We start from the raw sequence: 12,737 nt of genomic DNA, 5'->3' as shown, positions 1-12,737 counted from the left end.
ACCCCGGACCCATCCTGACAGAGCGCAGGTCGACGGTTACCCGGGTCGGGCGTATCAGCGGCTCGGCGCTGCGGCATAGTGAGGACGTGGCTGAACGTTCCGGGCCCCGGCGGGGTGATCGGCCCCAGCGTGGTGACGGGCCCAGTCTGGTCGTGGCCGGTGTGGACGGTAGTCCGACGTCCGTGCGGGCGGGTGCGTACGCGGCCGGTCTGGCCCGGCGGCAGCACGCCGACTTCCTGGTGGTGTACGTGGCGTCGCGTCCGGCGCTGGCGTCGATGTCTGCGGAGGCGGTGCAGGTCGCGGAGGAGGCGGTCGAGCAGTCGATCGCCGAGGTCCGGGCCGAGATCGAGTCGGCGGCGGCGTGGGCGGGGGTTCCGGTGCAGTTCCTGGCCGTGCGGGGAGACCCGTACACCGAGCTGTGCCGGATCGCGACCGAGGAGCGCGCCGACGCGCTCGTGGTCGGGGCGTCGGCGCACGCGGGGCACCGCTGGGTCGGCTCGCTCGCGGTGCGCCTGGTCAAAGCCGGCAAGTGGCCTGTCACCGTGGTGCCCTGATCACCTGCCGTGCGCGAGCGGAAGGTGATCCCGCTCGCGGCCGTTCCGGGGGAGGCCGCTGGCCGCGGCGGAGTTCGTGCGCGACCGTCGTTTTTCCCGAGCCCGAATTGCCCCGAAGGACCACCAGAACCGCCTGCGGTGTCACGCCTCTCTATCATCAGAGGTCACGGGCCCGGGGAGGGGAGTGCAGTGAGCCGGCGTCACCGACGGCGATCGACGTGGGGCAGACGGCTCTGGCCGGTCCTGGTCGTCGCCGTGTTGCTGGGGTTCGGGATCGCATCCGCGCTCTCGGTCCGCGACGTCGGTTCGCCGGGGGGTCCGGGCACCGACGGCATCCCGCAGACGCTGCCCAGCACGCAGGCGTCATCAAAAAGGGCGCAACCGATGGACGTGCCGGAGCCGGGGGCCGGACGGTCACCGTCGCCGACGAGGTCCGCGGCCCGGCCGACGGGGTGCCCGGCCGACTCCGGCCCGGCGACGCGGACGGTCGGGAACGGCGGGCGGTACGCGACGATCCAGGCCGCGGTGAGCGCGGCCTCGGCCGGGGACGTGATCGAGATCGCCGGCGGGACGTACCACGAGGTCGTGGACATCACGACCAACGGCCTGACGCTGCGGGCCAAAGCCGGGCAGACCGTGACGATCGACGGTCAGGACACGCTGCCGTCGACGTCCTCGTCGACGCGGGGGCTCATCACGGCCGACGACCGGCAGCGCGTCACGCTCTCCGGTCTCACCGTGAAGAATTCCCGGCGGCACGGCATCTACGCCGGTCAGGCCAGTGACCTCACGATCCGCAACAGCGAGATCGCGGGCTCGTCCGACGGCGGGATCCTGATCGGCGACGGCAGCGGCGCGCGGATCGAGTGCAACCGGATCCACGGCAACAACAGCGCCGCGGCCGGCGGCGACATCGGCGCGGCGGCCAACGAGGCCCTGACGTTGTTCAATTTCTCCGACTTCACGATCACGAACAACGACGTCTACGACAACGACGAAGAGGGCATCGACGTCAAGAACGGGACGCGCGACGGCACGATCACCCGGAACGACGTGTACCGGAACAACGGTCCGAACATCTACGTCGACGGGGCGAGCGACGTGAAGATCTCCGCGAACCGGATCTACGACGCGCGGGGGTCGTCGAAGGCCGGGATCGGGCTCGCGGTCGAGTCCGGCGGGACCGCGAGCAACGTCGACATCTACAACAATGTGATCTGGGGCAATCCGGGCGGCGGTGTCGACTTCTGGATCGGGAGCTACTCCGACGTCCAGGTCTTCTTCAACACGATCTACGCGAACGGGCGGGCGGCGATCCGGGTGACGAGCGGCTCGGTGAGCGGGTCGGTGGCGCGCGACAACATCGCCTACGAGAACTCGCTGAGCAGTATCAGCGGGTTCACGTTGCAGCGGAACGTCACAGCGAACCCGCTGTTCGTGGACGCGGCGAGCGGGGACGTGCGGCTGCGGGCCGGGTCGCCGGCGATCGACGCGGGGTCGAACGCGCCGGCGACCGACTTCGCCGGGTCGGCGCGGCCGGTCGGGCGGGGGCCGGACATCGGGGCGTACGAGTCGCGCTGACCGGCCGAAAGCCGCCGGAGCGCTAGCCCAGTCCGGCGCGGGGTTCGGAGACCGACCGCCGACGGCACGCGCGTCGCGCCCGTGGTCAGTCCGTGCCGGAGTCCATGGCGGCGTGGTCGAGCAGTTCGTCGTGGGTGGGGATGGCGGTGCGTTCGCCGGGGGCGGCGATCGCTTCGGCGCCACCCTCGGTCATCGCTCCGATCAGGCCGGTGGAGGCCGCCTGGGCCGCGCCGGTCAGCATCGGAGCGGCCGGGTTCGTGCCGACGATGCCGAGGCTGACGTATTGCTCCAGGCGCGCGCGGGAGTCGGCGATGTCGAGGTTGCGCATCGTCAGCTGGCCGATCCGGTCGACCGGGCCGAACGCGGCGTCTTCGGTGCGCTCCATCGAGAGCTTGTCCGGGTGATAGCTGAAGCCCGCACCGGCGGTGTCGAGGATCGTGTAGTCCTCGCCCCGGCGCAGCCGCAGCGTCACCTCACCGGTCACCGCGGAGCCGACCCAGCGCTGCAGCGACTCGCGCAGCATCAGCGCCTGCGGGTCGAGCCACCGGCCCTCGTACATCAGCCGGCCGAGGCGACGGCCCTCGGTGTGGTAGCTGGCCAGCGTGTCCTCGTTGTGGATCGCGTTGACCAGCCGCTCGTACGCCGTGTGCAGCAGCGCCATGCCCGGCGCCTCGTAGATCCCGCGGCTCTTGGCCTCGATGATCCGGTTCTCGATCTGGTCGGACATGCCGAGGCCGTGGCGTCCGCCGATCGCGTTGGCCTCGAGGACCAGGTCGACGGCGGAGGCGAACTCCTTGCCGTTGATCGTCATCGGCCGGCCCTGGACGAAGCCGATCGTGACGTCCTCGGGCGCGATCTCGACGTCGGCGTCCCAGAACTTGACGCCCATGATGGGCTCGACGATCTCGATGCCCTGATCGAGACGCTCCAGCGACTTGGCCTCGTGCGTCGCGCCCCAGATGTTGGCGTCGGTCGAGTACGCCTTCTCGACGCTCGACCGGTACGGGAGGTCGCGGGCGAGCAGCCACTGCGACATCTCGGTCCGCCCGCCGAGCTCGGAGACGAAGTCGGCGTCGAGCCACGGCTTGTAGATGCGCAGCGACGGGTTCGCGAGCAGGCCGTACCGGTAGAACCGCTCGATGTCGTTGCCCTTGAACGTGCTGCCGTCGCCCCAGATCTGCACGGCGTCGTCGAGCATCGCGCGGACCAGCAGCGTGCCGGTCACCGCGCGGCCGAGCGGGGTGGTGTTGAAGTACGCACGGCCGCCGGAGCGGATGTGGAACGCACCGCAGGCGAGCGCGGCCAGGCCCTCCTCGACCAGCGCCTCGCGGCCGTCGACCAGGCGGGCGATCTCCGCGCCGTACTGACCGGCGCGACCCGGCACCGACGCGATGTCGGGCTCGTCGTACTGCCCGATATCGGCGGTGTAGGTGCACGGAACGGCACCTTTCTCGCGCATCCACGCAACGGCCACCGACGTATCGAGGCCGCCGGAGAAGGCGATCCCGACACGTTCGCCAACAGGGAGGGAGGTCAGCACCTTGGACACGAGTTAAGTATATGCAGAACTCTGTATGACCATGCAAGTCGGCGGTTTCGCCGCGAACCGGAGACCGGATCTCGGTATCGTGTCGCCATGTCGCACGGCGGGGACGTCGTACCGGGGCGTCCGCTCCGGCGGGACGCCGAGCGCAACCGGCAGCGGATCCTGGCTGCCGCCCGGGAAGTGTTCGCCGCCCGGGGCGTCGACGTGACGCTCGACGACATCGCCCACCACGCCGGCCTCGGCGTCGGGACGCTGTACCGGCGCTTCCCGAGCCGGGAGATGCTCGTCGAGGCTCTGTTCTCCGAGCGGCTCGACGAGATGGTGCGATGGGCGGCCGAGGCGTTGCAGGCGGAGGCCCCGTCGGACGGCGTGTGGCGGTTCGCGGAGCGGTCGGCCGAGGCGATGGCGGCCGATCGCGGGTTGCGTGACGTGATCTTCAGCCGGGCCTACGGGCACGAGCGGGTGGAGGCGGCGCGGGCCCGGCTGGAGCCGTTGCTGGAGGCGCTGGTGGTGCGGGCCCGGGCGGCGGGGGCGTTGCGGCCGGGGGTCCGCGGTGGTGACCTGGCGATGATCCAGTTCATGCTCGGGTCGGTGCTCGAATACTCGGAGTTCGTCGACCCCCAGTTGTGGCGCCGGTACCTGGTGATGATGCTCGACGGCCTCCGGGCGACGCCGGACGCGGCCCCGTTGCCGGGGAGCGCGCCCGGGCCCGACGTGCTCGCCGCGGTGGCCGACCAGTGGAAACCTCCTCGCCGCCCGGGCCACTGACGCGGACTGGCAGCGCAACTGCGTCCGCGTCGCGATCGGTGTTGCCGAGGACGAGGTCATCCCGGGCGGACGCAGGATCCGGTCGGTGACCAGCTGCGGGTACGGCGTGCCGGTACGGGCGGCCAGTGCCTGCCCGAGCAGGGCCATGCCGAAGTTCGAGTAGTGGACGTCGCCCCGGCCGTCGCCCACGCGCGCGGTTTTCGCGGCGTCGACGATCGCGGCCGCGTGGCGACGACGTACTTCACGGGCGTACCCCCGCCAGGATCGCGAGGAGCGGAACCACCCGCTCGGCGGGCACCCGGTACCGGCCCCGGCCCGCGGAGACGAGCCAGCCGGCCGCGGTCAGCTGACGCAGGTGGTGGTAGAGCTGCCCGGTCGTGCCGAGCTCGTCGTCCGCGGCGAGCTCGGCCGTGCTGCGGGCACCCTCGAGGACGCGGTGCAGCAGCCGGAGGCGGACCGGGTGACCGAGGGCGGCGAGCCGCTCGGCGAAGGCGGACCAGTCGGTGCCGAGCAGCGTGTCGACCGGAGTGCCGTACTGCCAGTCGTACCGCTCGCCGGTGGGGAGGCCCACCGTGCCGGTGTACAGGACGGCGCCGGCGCCCTCGGTGCGCTCCTTGAGCCCGTCGAGGGCCCAGAACGTGCCTTCGGGCGCCGGGGCGGGTGAACCTTCCAGGGCGGCGACGCGCTGCTCGATCGTGGCCATCCTCGCAGCGAGATCGTCCATGACTCCAGTATTACGGAGTTACGTAAAAACGTCGACTTGGGCTGCGGGTGCGACAGGAGTAAGTAGTTGAACGGGCAAACTGAACAGAGAGGGACTCTCATGATCGGCGACCTGCGCGCGGCAACCGTGCGTATCACCGGCGCTTCCGGCGACGAGATCGAGGCCTACCTGGCGCGGCCGGAGGACGACGGCCCGCGCGGCAGTGTGGTGGTCATCCACCACATGCCCGGCTACGACGCACCGAGCAAAGAGATCACCCGGACGTTCGCGGCCAACGGCTACACCGCGATCTGCCCGAACCTGTACAGCCGCGAGGCGCCCGGCGCCGACCCGGACGACGCCGCGGCCGCGGCCCGCGCGAGCGGTGGCGTCCCGGACGACCGGCTCGTCGGCGACGTCGCTGCCGCGGCCGCCTACCTGCGCGGGCTGCCCGGCTCGAACGGCAAGGTCGGCACGATCGGGTACTGCTCCGGCGGGCGCCAGTCGTTCCTGGCCGCGCTGGAGGTCGACGTCGACGCGGCGGTCGACTGTTACGGCGCGTTCGTCGTGGGGACGCCGCCGGACGGGTTCCCGCTGCGGATGACGCCGCTCGTGCAGCGGGCCCCGGAGTTGCGGTGCCCGCTGCTCGGGCTGTTCGGCAACGAAGACAAGTACCCGACGCCGGAGCACGTCGACGAGCTCGAGAAGGCGCTCACCGAGGCCGGGAAGCCGTTCGAGTTCCACCGCTACGACAACGCCGGGCACGCGTTCTTCGCGGTGGACCGTCCGTCGTACCGGCCGGAGGCGGCGGTCGACGGGTGGAAGCAGATCTGGAAGTTCTACGGCACGCACCTGGGGGCCTGAGCATGTGCACGTACGAGACCGCGACGCTGGCGATCAGTGGGGCCGGAAAGGGCCGGGAGGGGTGGTTCCCGCTCACCGACGCGACCGTCTACTTCGACCACCCGGTGTCGGCGCCGCAGGCCCACACGCTGAACATCGACTTCCGGAACCCGTCGCAGGGCGCGGCGGCGCGGGTGGCGGTGGAGCTGGATCCGGCGGCGGCGCGGCAGCTGGCCGAGTCGATCCTGGCGATGCTGGACGCGGCCCCGCCGGGGCTCGTGGAGGAGTCACTGGCGACGCGGGCTCCCACTTCGTGAGGGGCGCGGCCACCGTGGCCGAACGCGGGCCGTCGCCGGGGGCGGTATAGGTTCGAAGGATGCTCCTTGCGACGTCAGTGGTGGGAAGTCTGCCGCAGCCGGACTGGCTGATCGACCGGTCCAAGCTGGCCGGGCGCATGCCTCCCCGGGTCCGGGCCAAGGAGCTGTGGCGCGTCGACCCCGATCACCTCACCGAGGCGCAGGACGACGCCACCCGGGTCGCGATCCGCGCTCAGGAGGAGGCCGGGCTCGACATCGTCACCGACGGCGAGATGCGCCGGGAGAGCTACTCGAACCACTTCGCGACCGCGCTCGACGGTGTCGACATCGACAACCCGGGCACGACGATCAACCGGAACGGCGAGCCGTACCCGGTGCCGCGGATCGCCGGGGACATCCGCAGGCAGCGGCCGATCCAGGTCGACGACGTGCGTTTTCTGCGGGCTCACACCCGCAAGACCGTCAAGATGACGGTGCCCGGCCCGTTCACGATGTCGCAGCAGGCGCAGAACGACCACTACGCCGACGCCGAGGCCGCCGCGATGGATTACGCGGCCGCGGTGAACGCCGAGATCAAGGACCTGCACGCGGCGGGCGCCGACATCGTCCAGATCGACGAGCCGTGGCTGCAGGCGCGTCCCGATCAGGCCCGGGCCTTCGGGGTGAAGGCCCTGAACCGGGCACTGGAGGGCGTCGAAGGCACCACCGCGGTGCACCTGTGCTTCGGCTACGCGGCCCTGGTGCACGAGCGCCCGGCCGGGTATTCGTTCCTGCCCGAGCTGGCGGCGTGCGCGGCCGATCAGATCTCGATCGAGACCGCGCAGTCGAAGCTCGACCTCGGCGTGCTCGCCGACCTCGCCGGGAAGACGATCATCCTCGGGGTCATCGACTTGTCGACCCCGGACGTGGAGTCCTCCGAGGTCGTGGCGGATCGGGTGCGGCGGGCGTTCGCGTACGCCCCGCCGGAGCGGATCGTGATCTCGACCGACTGCGGCATGAAGTACCTGCCCCGCGAGTCCGCCGACGGCAAGATGCGCGCGATGGCCCGGGCCGCGGCGACGCTCCGCGCCGAGGTCGGCTGACCGCTGCCGCGCCGGCGGCGGTCACCCACCGGTCCGCGGACGCGCGCGTCCGCGGACCGGCCGCGTGGGTCGTGCACGCGGAGCGTCGGGTCCGCCAGCCCGACGGCACCGCGCCGATCCCGCCGCTCCAGGAGCATCTCGGCACCGACCCGCGCGGTCGGGTGACGGGGTGGCGTCCAGGCTGACGCCGAGCACCGGGAGAAGCTCCGCGCCGCCGGTCAGCACCTCAAGCGCGGTCTGCTGCTGCACGGGCCGCCCGGCACCGGCAAGACGCACACGGTCCGGTTCCTGCTGGGTGCCCTGCCCGGCCTGACCGTGGTGCTGCTCGCCGGGCCGTCGATCCAGTACGTTTCCGAGGCCGCGCAGATGGCGTGGGCCCCGCTGCCCGCGCTGGTGGTCCTCGAAGACTGCGACCTGGTCGCGGAGGACCGCGACCACTACCCCGGGTCGCAGCCGCTCCTGTTCGCGGTCCTCGAGGCCCTCGACGGTCTGTCGGACGACGCCGGCGTCGCGTTCCTCCTGACGACGAACCGCGTCGACGTCCTGGAGCCGGCGCTGGCCCAGCGGCCCGGCCGGGTCGACCTGGCGATCGAGGTGCGCGCGATCGCGCTCGCGGTGTTCCGCGCGCCGCGGGAGATTCCGTTCCACGACCCGCGGGGGCTGATCGCCGACACCTACGCCGGCCTCGGCTGGCACGTTCCCGAGATGCTCGCCGGCCTCGACGGCGCGCCGGAGATCTACTTCGACTCGATCGCCCGCGTCTCGGTGCCGTCCTGGACGTCCGGCCGAACGGCATTGCCGGGGGACGCCGCCTGGGGCGTCACGCTGGGCGGGATGGGCGTCGGTACCGGGATCGTGGGGGCGTACGTGCTGGCCGGGGAGCTGGCCGCGGCCGGCGGAGACCTCGGCGCCGCGCTGACGGCGTACGAGCGGCGGATGCGCCCGTACGCGGGCCGCTGGCAGAAGAACGCGCAGCCGGGCCGGTTCCTGGCCCCGCGGACCAGGCACGGGCTGTGGCTGCGCAACACGATGCTGAGCAATGCGCTGGTGCGGCGCTCGATGCTCGGCGGCACCCGCAAGCTGGCCGACGAGCCCGCGTTGCCGGCCTACGCCGGGCGCCGCCGATCTCACTGATCGGGCACGGTCAGCCCGACGACGTGCTCGGCGATCGCCAGCGACGACGTCGCCGCCGGTGAGGGCGCGTTCCGGACCGCGGTGATCGGACCGAGCGTGCTGATCCGGAAGTCGTCGACGAGTGACCCGTCCGCGTCGACGGCCTGCGCGCGGACCCCGGCCGGCGCCGGCACGAGGTCGGCGGCGCGCAGCGACGGGACGTAGTCACGGGCCGCAGCGGCGAACGCGTTCTTCGACAGCGAGCCGCGGATCTCGTGCACACCGGCCCGCCAGTGCCGGCCCGCGAGCCGCCGGAAACCGGGCCACCGCAGCGTGCGCGCGAACTCCGGCACGTTGACGTCCCGCCTGCGGTAGCCCTCGCGCGCGGTTGCCAGTACCGCGTTCGGGCCGACGTCGACCGCACCGCCGATGCGCGGGGTGACGTGCACCCCGAGGAACGGATGGGCCGGGTCGGGTACCGGGTAGACGAGCCCGCGGACGACGTCCGGGCGGGTGAGCCGGTAGTACTCACCCCGGAACGGCACGATCGCCGGGCCGGGGTCGTCGCCGGCCAGGGCGGCGACCACGTCCGACTGCAGCCCGGCGCAGATCACCAGCCGGTCCAGCGTCGTCTCGGTGGTCCCCGCCCTGACCCGGATCCGGTCGCCGGCCGGCCGGATCCGCGTCACCGGCGCCGCGAGCCGCACCTCACCGCCGGCGGCGCGCACGTCGGACGCCATCGCCCGCGCGACCGCCACGAAGTCGACGATCGCGGTCGTGGGGGAGTGCAGTGCGGCGACGCCGACGACGTTCGGTTCGAGCTCGCGCAGCGCGCCGGCGTCCAGCCGGCGGACCCCCGGCACCCCGTTCGCGTGGGCCCGGGCCTCGATGTTCGCGAGCCGGTCGAGCTCGGTCTCGTCCCGGGCGACGACGACCTTCCCGATCTCGTCGTACTCCAGGTCGTGGGAGGCGCAGAAGTCCTTCAGGAGCGAGACACCGCGGCGGCAGAGCGTCGCCTTCAACGATCCCGGCGTGTAGTAGAGACCCGAGTGCACCACGCCCGAGTTGTGCCCGGTCTGGTGCCGGGACACGTCGGTCTCCTTCTCGAACACGACGACGTCCGCGCCGCGCCGCGCGAGCAGCCGCGCGATCGCCAGCCCCACGATGCCCGCGCCCACCACCCCGACCCGCATGGACCCGATGCTACGACCCGGCCCGGCCCCGGCCCGGCCCCGGCCCGGCCGCGATCGGCCCCGGCCCGGCCCGGCGCGACCGGCACCGGGCCGGACGGCGCGCGTCAGACCGCCACGGCTGACGGCGCGAGTTCGGCGCCGACGGTGAGGGCCGCGCGGGCGGCGAGGTCCGCCTCCCGGTGCAGGTCCGCGAGCTGTGCGGCGCCCGGTGCCCCGCCGTTGCGGGCCGCCGTCTCGATCGCACCGCTGACGCCCGCCAGCCGGGACGCGCCGATGTTGGACGCCATGCCTTTCAGGCTGTGCGCGGTGGCGGCGGTCGCGGTGAGGTCGGCCAGTTCCTCGTCCAGGCGCGTGAGCACGCCGGGCAGCCGATCGACGAACGAGCTGAACAGCCGGGCGATCATCGCCCGCTCGTCGTCGTCGGAGTCCTCGTCCAGCAGGTCCTCGGTGCGTCCCCGCATGTCCGCGCCGTTGGCGGCCACGACGTCCTCGTCGGCCGCGCCGGCGGCGAGCCCGGGGGCCGGCGGACCGGCCGGAACCGCGGCGTCGCCGGCCGCCCCGGCCGCCCCGGCCACCCCGGCGGTGTCCCCGGCCACTCCGGCGGTGTCCCCGGGTGCCCCGGCCACCCCGGCCACCCCGGCCAGCATGGCGGCGAGGTCGGCGGCGCGGACCGGCTTGGGCAGGTACGAGTCCATGCCCGCGGCCCGGCAGGCGGCCTGGTCCTCGACCAGTACGCTCGCGGTCATCGCGATGATGTGCGGCTGACGATCGGCCGGCACCTCGGCACGGATCCGCCGGGTCGCCTCCAGCCCGTCGAGCACCGGCATCTGGATGTCCATCAGCACGGCGTCGTACGACGTCCGGGCGAGCGCCTCCACCGCCTCCTGGCCGTTGCCGACCGTGTCGATCCGGTGGCCGAGCTTCTCCACGATGAGCTGCGCGACCTGCTGGTTGATCGGGTTGTCCTCGGCGAGCAGCACCCGCAGGCGCCGCGCGGCCACCGGCACCGCGGCCGCGTCGGACGCCCGGCGGGCGGGCGGTAGGGCCGAACCCTCCGGCGAGAGCAGCTGGTCGAGCGTCCCGCGCACGGCCGACGGCCGCAGCGGCTTGGCCAGCACGGCCCGGAACAGGTCCCCGTCGGTGGCCGCGGGCCGGTCGCCCGCACCGGCCAGGAGCACCAGCGGCAGCTCGCGCCCGGCCGGCAGCGCCCGCATCTGCCGGGCCAGCTCGGCACCGTCGACGCCTTCGGGAGCCAGGTGCGCGTCGATCAGCGCCAGGTCGTAGGCGATCCCGCTGCTCAGCGCAGTCAGGGCGGCGTCCGCCGAGTCGGCTTCCGACCAGCTCAGGCCCCACGAGGTGAGCTGAGCCGCGAGCAGCCGCCGGCTGGACGCGTTGTCGTCGACGATCAGCACCGACCGGCCGGCGAGGTCGGCCGACGGCCCGGCCGCGGCCGCACGGCGGTCCGTGTGCGCGGTGAGCGGCGCACGGAACGTGAACGTGGTGCCGACGCCGACCGTGCTCTCGACGCGGAGGTCGCCGCCCATGGCGCCGGCCAGCCGCCGGCTGATCGCCAGGCCGAGGCCGGTACCGCCGTACTCGCGGGTCGTGGACGCGTCGACCTGGCTGAACTCACGGAACAGCCGGTCCATCCGGTCGGCGGGGATGCCGATGCCGGTGTCGCGCACGACGAAGTCGAGGCCCTCGGTGCCCTGCCTCACGCTGACCGAGATCTCGCCGCGGTCGGTGAACTTCACCGCGTTGGACAGCAGGTTGACCAGCACCTGACGGATCCGGGTGACGTCGCCGAGCAGGAACGTCGGGCAGTCGTCGGCGATCGAGCCGACCAGCTCCAGGCCCTTGGCCTGGGCCGGCAGCGCGACCAGGCTCAGCGCGCTGTCCAGGCAGTCCTGCAGGTCGAAGTTGGTGTCCTCGAGCTCGAGCTCGCCGGCCTCGATCTTCGAGAAGTCGAGAATGTCGTTGATGATCGCGAGCAGCGACTCACCGCTGTCGCGGACGGTCTCGGCCAGCCGGCGCTGCGAGCCCTTCAGCTCGGTGTCCAGGAGCAGGCCGGTCATGCCGATGACCGCGTTCATCGGCGTCCGGATCTCGTGGCTCATCGTCGCGAGGAACGCGGACTTGGCCGCGGTGGCCGCGATGGCCTCGTCGCGGGCGGCGGTGATCGCATCGACCGACGCGTTGATCGCCGCGGCGGCGCGCCGCAGCTCGATCGGGCCGGACGCCTCGACCCGCTGGTCGAGGTGGCCCGCGGTGAGCTGCTCGGCGGCGATCGTGATGCGGCGGACCGGACCGGTCACCGACCGGGTGATCCACCAGGCGCCGGCCCCGATCAGCAGCGCGGCGAACACGGAGCCCCAGAGCAGGACCCGCTGGGTCGCGGCGGCCCGCGCGGCACCGGCGTGCCGGCTCGCGGCGAGCTCGGCGCGGGCGTGCCGGTCCATCCGGGTGAGCAGTGACTGGATCGTGGTCATGTCGTCGGCGCCGCGACCGGTGAGGACCACCCGCTGGGCGGCCCCGAAACTGTCGGCGGAGCGCAGCCGGATCGTGTCCGCCAACTCGTCGAGCTTGTCCGCCACCACTGGGCGCAGCTGTGCCAGCGCGCGCTGCTGCTCGGCTTCGCCGCTGGTCAGCGCGGTCAGGGCAGTCATCGAGGACCCGACGGCGCGCCGGCTCTCGCGGTACGGCTGCAGATAGGAGTCGCGGCCGGTGAGGAGGTAGCCCCGCTGACCGCGTTCCGCGGCCTGCAGGTGCGACATCAGGTCCGAGATCTGGTCGACGACCTGGTAGGTGTGTTCGACGGACGCCTGGTCGCGGGTCATCGTCCCGATCCGGACGTAGGCGCTGCCCCCGAGCACGGCGGACGCCAGCATCGCCAGCACGTAGCCGAGCGCGAGCAGTCGCCCGATCGTCCAGTGGGACGCGTGCGCACGGCTGGTGTCCGCATCGATCATGTGCTCGCCCCCGCGTGCTGATGGTCGTCTTCCGGCTCCCTCATCGGGTGGACGCGGTGCCCGCCCGG

Annotated in this window: 12 protein-coding genes and 1 pseudogene; 7 read left to right on the top strand and 6 right to left on the bottom strand. The window is 72.8% G+C overall.

Annotated features, from left to right (window positions below):
• The first annotated feature begins 86 nt into the window (after window positions 1-86).
• Window positions 87-554: a universal stress protein gene (locus tag ACIBZJ_RS02755; protein WP_395924742.1), complete on the top strand. Its 468-nt coding sequence runs from the start codon at window positions 87-89 to the stop codon at window positions 552-554.
• A 200-nt stretch (window positions 555-754) separates the two neighbouring features.
• On the opposite strand, the gene ACIBZJ_RS02750 is transcribed toward ACIBZJ_RS02755, so the two are convergent.
• Window positions 755-1,147, bottom strand: a complete 393-nt coding sequence (locus ACIBZJ_RS02750; protein ID WP_395924740.1) for a hypothetical protein — start codon at window positions 1,145-1,147, stop codon at window positions 755-757.
• Between ACIBZJ_RS02750 and ACIBZJ_RS02745 the strand changes: the two genes are divergently transcribed.
• Window positions 1,140-2,135, top strand: a complete 996-nt coding sequence (locus ACIBZJ_RS02745; RefSeq protein WP_395924738.1) for a right-handed parallel beta-helix repeat-containing protein — start codon at window positions 1,140-1,142, stop codon at window positions 2,133-2,135. The two genes, ACIBZJ_RS02750 and ACIBZJ_RS02745, sit on opposite strands and share 8 nt — an antisense overlap.
• A gap of 85 nt (window positions 2,136-2,220) precedes the next feature.
• Here ACIBZJ_RS02745 and argG read toward each other — a convergent pair whose 3' ends face one another.
• Window positions 2,221-3,684: an argininosuccinate synthase gene (gene argG / locus ACIBZJ_RS02740; RefSeq protein WP_395924736.1), complete on the bottom strand. Its 1,464-nt coding sequence runs from the start codon at window positions 3,682-3,684 to the stop codon at window positions 2,221-2,223.
• A gap of 87 nt (window positions 3,685-3,771) precedes the next feature.
• On the opposite strand from argG, the gene ACIBZJ_RS02735 reads away from it, so the two are divergent.
• Window positions 3,772-4,449 carry a TetR/AcrR family transcriptional regulator gene (locus ACIBZJ_RS02735; RefSeq protein ID WP_395924734.1) on the top strand — a complete coding sequence of 226 codons (678 nt, stop codon included), beginning with the start codon at window positions 3,772-3,774 and terminating at the stop codon, window positions 4,447-4,449.
• A 51-nt stretch (window positions 4,450-4,500) separates the two neighbouring features.
• Here the strand turns inward: ACIBZJ_RS02735 and ACIBZJ_RS02730 are convergent.
• Window positions 4,501-4,665 (bottom strand): annotated as a pseudogene (locus ACIBZJ_RS02730) (serine hydrolase); the annotation flags it as partial.
• A gap of 25 nt (window positions 4,666-4,690) precedes the next feature.
• Complete coding sequence (locus ACIBZJ_RS02725) at window positions 4,691-5,173, bottom strand: ArsR/SmtB family transcription factor (RefSeq protein WP_395924732.1); 483 nt, start codon at window positions 5,171-5,173, stop codon at window positions 4,691-4,693.
• A gap of 99 nt (window positions 5,174-5,272) precedes the next feature.
• On the opposite strand from ACIBZJ_RS02725, the gene ACIBZJ_RS02720 reads away from it, so the two are divergent.
• The 4 genes from ACIBZJ_RS02720 (at window position 5,273) to ACIBZJ_RS02705 (ending at window position 8,528) form a co-directional block, all read left to right on the top strand.
• A complete protein-coding gene (locus ACIBZJ_RS02720; RefSeq protein ID WP_395924730.1) occupies window positions 5,273-6,016 on the top strand; it encodes a dienelactone hydrolase family protein in 744 nt (247 codons plus the stop codon).
• A gap of 2 nt (window positions 6,017-6,018) precedes the next feature.
• Complete coding sequence (locus ACIBZJ_RS02715) at window positions 6,019-6,312, top strand: DUF6295 family protein (protein ID WP_395924728.1); 294 nt, start codon at window positions 6,019-6,021, stop codon at window positions 6,310-6,312.
• A gap of 59 nt (window positions 6,313-6,371) precedes the next feature.
• A complete protein-coding gene (locus ACIBZJ_RS02710; protein WP_395924726.1) occupies window positions 6,372-7,394 on the top strand; it encodes a uroporphyrinogen decarboxylase family protein in 1,023 nt (340 codons plus the stop codon).
• Window positions 7,395-7,631: 237 nt separating this feature from the next.
• Window positions 7,632-8,528, top strand: a complete 897-nt coding sequence (locus tag ACIBZJ_RS02705; protein ID WP_395925986.1) for an AAA family ATPase — start codon at window positions 7,632-7,634, stop codon at window positions 8,526-8,528.
• Here the strand turns inward: ACIBZJ_RS02705 and lhgO are convergent.
• Window positions 8,522-9,700, bottom strand: coding sequence for an L-2-hydroxyglutarate oxidase (gene lhgO / locus ACIBZJ_RS02700; RefSeq protein ID WP_395924724.1), 1,179 nt, complete (start codon window positions 9,698-9,700; stop codon window positions 8,522-8,524). The two genes, ACIBZJ_RS02705 and lhgO, sit on opposite strands and share 7 nt — an antisense overlap.
• Before the next feature lie 104 nt (window positions 9,701-9,804).
• Window positions 9,805-12,669, bottom strand: a complete 2,865-nt coding sequence (locus ACIBZJ_RS02695) for a response regulator (protein ID WP_395924722.1) — start codon at window positions 12,667-12,669, stop codon at window positions 9,805-9,807.
• Window positions 12,670-12,737: the final 68 nt, after the last annotated feature.

The organism is Cryptosporangium sp. NPDC051539 (assembly GCF_044454545.1).
Lineage (GTDB): Bacteria > Actinomycetota > Actinomycetes > Mycobacteriales > Cryptosporangiaceae > Cryptosporangium.
The sequence above is the reverse complement of the archived record's forward strand: the minus strand, read 5'-3'. Positions and strand labels throughout refer to the sequence as shown.

Bases quoted from the DNA above. Each gene is read 5' to 3' on its own strand.
- ACIBZJ_RS02750 (WP_395924740.1), bottom strand. From the start codon at position 1,147: ATGTCCACGACCTCGTGGTACGTCCCGCCGGCGATCTCGATCACGTCC.
- ACIBZJ_RS02735 (WP_395924734.1), top strand. From the start codon at position 3,772: ATGTCGCACGGCGGGGACGTCGTACCGGGGCGTCCGCTCCGGCGGGAC.
- ACIBZJ_RS02725 (WP_395924732.1), bottom strand. From the start codon at position 5,173: ATGGACGATCTCGCTGCGAGGATGGCCACGATCGAGCAGCGCGTCGCC.
- ACIBZJ_RS02720 (WP_395924730.1), top strand. From the start codon at position 5,273: ATGATCGGCGACCTGCGCGCGGCAACCGTGCGTATCACCGGCGCTTCC.
- ACIBZJ_RS02715 (WP_395924728.1), top strand. From the start codon at position 6,019: ATGTGCACGTACGAGACCGCGACGCTGGCGATCAGTGGGGCCGGAAAG.
- ACIBZJ_RS02710 (WP_395924726.1), top strand. From the start codon at position 6,372: ATGCTCCTTGCGACGTCAGTGGTGGGAAGTCTGCCGCAGCCGGACTGG.
- lhgO (WP_395924724.1), bottom strand. From the start codon at position 9,700: ATGCGGGTCGGGGTGGTGGGCGCGGGCATCGTGGGGCTGGCGATCGCG.
- ACIBZJ_RS02695 (WP_395924722.1), bottom strand. From the start codon at position 12,669: ATGATCGATGCGGACACCAGCCGTGCGCACGCGTCCCACTGGACGATC.